1 protein-coding gene is annotated in these 1377 nt (G+C 44.4%); it reads right to left on the bottom strand.

Features of this window, described 5'->3' with window-relative positions:
• Nucleotides 1–110: 110 nt before the first annotated feature.
• On the bottom strand, nt 111–1316 hold the full coding sequence (locus CIK94_RS00975) for an IS256 family transposase (RefSeq protein WP_044080126.1): 1206 nt from the start codon (nt 1314–1316) through the stop codon (nt 111–113).
• Nucleotides 1317–1377: the final 61 nt, after the last annotated feature.

Raw genomic sequence — 1377 nt, 5'->3', positions numbered from 1 at the left:
GGTAGTGTAAACAGAACTGTGTCACGGCTCTGATTTTTTATTCTTTCCCTCTTATTTGTGTGCAGATTTCATATCTGCATACAAATAAGAGGAGCCTTTCACAGGCAAAGTTACATAATCTTGAACCTATCTCCAAATTTTATAGCAAGTTGTTGTGATATCAGTGCCCAATTAGACAGGGGCATAGTCCATTTCCCACTAATGTCTCGATAGGCAAGATACACAAGTTTTTCAAGTGCGGTGTCTGACGGGAACACACCCTTGTTCTTCGTTACCTTGCGCACCTGACGGTGATAACCCTCAACCGTATTGGTTGTGTAGATAAGCTTGCGGATGGCAGGAGTATACTGGAAGTATTCCGTAAGACGCTCCCAGTTGTCGCGCCAGGATTTGATTACTATAGGGTACATCTCGCCCCATTTTTCATCAACCATGTCAAGCTGTGCCAATGCAGAATCCTTGCTTACAGCACCGTATACGGTCTTGAGATCCTTCAGAAACTCTTTCTGATGCTTGCTTCCTACATACTTGATTGAGTTGCGGATTTGGTGGACTACACATAGCTGAACGGAGGTTTCAGGGAATACACTTTGGATTGCGTCAGGAAATCCCTTAAGACCGTCTATGCAACAAATCAGAATATCACGTACACCACGGTTTTGAAGGTCAGTCATAACATCAAGCCAGAAGTTAGCACCCTCACTCTCAGATATATACATACCAAGAAGATCCTTGTGACCAGACTTGTTTATACCTAATACATTGTATATTGCACGAGTGACTGCACGACCCTTATCGTCCTTCACCTTGTAGTGAATGGCATCAAGCCAGCAAATGGCATACACGGGGTCAAGCATACGCGACTTCCATGCTGTTATTTCTGGAATGACACGATCTGTTATAGCGCTGATGGTTTCGGCTGAAAGGGTTGTGTTAAACTCACGCTCAAAGTACTTGCTTATATCACGAGTGCTTGTACCAAGGGCATACATGTTGATGATTTGATCTGCCATACCTTCAGCAAGAATGGTCTCACGCTTCTTGACCGTTTCCGGTTTGAAGGAGCCGTCACGGTCACGAGGCGTTTCTACTGTCACCTCTCCATACTTTGTCTGTACGGTCTTGCTCATCTTGCCGTTACGACGATTGCCAGAACTACGGTCTGCACTATTAAGGTGGGCATCCATCTCACCTTCTAAGGCTGCGTTTAGGATACGTTCCAGCATGGGAGCCAAAGCTCCGTCTTTACCAAAGAGTGCTTCACCGCTACGCAGCTGCTGGGCTGCTTTCTTGTAGTCTATTTCCAAATTGTCCATATTATAAGAACTGTGTTAAACTATTATTATTATAGCCTGACACAGTTTATTTTACACTCTC

The organism is Prevotella sp. P4-51 (genome assembly GCF_002251455.1).
Lineage (GTDB): Bacteria > Bacteroidota > Bacteroidia > Bacteroidales > Bacteroidaceae > Prevotella.
Note: the sequence above shows the minus strand (reverse complement) of the source record. Positions and strands in the feature narration are given on the sequence as shown.

What these genes read in the sequence shown, in the direction of transcription:
- CIK94_RS00975 (WP_044080126.1), bottom strand. Translation starts at nt 1,316, where the DNA reads ATGGACAATTTGGAAATAGACTACAAGAAAGCAGCCCAGCAGCTGCGT.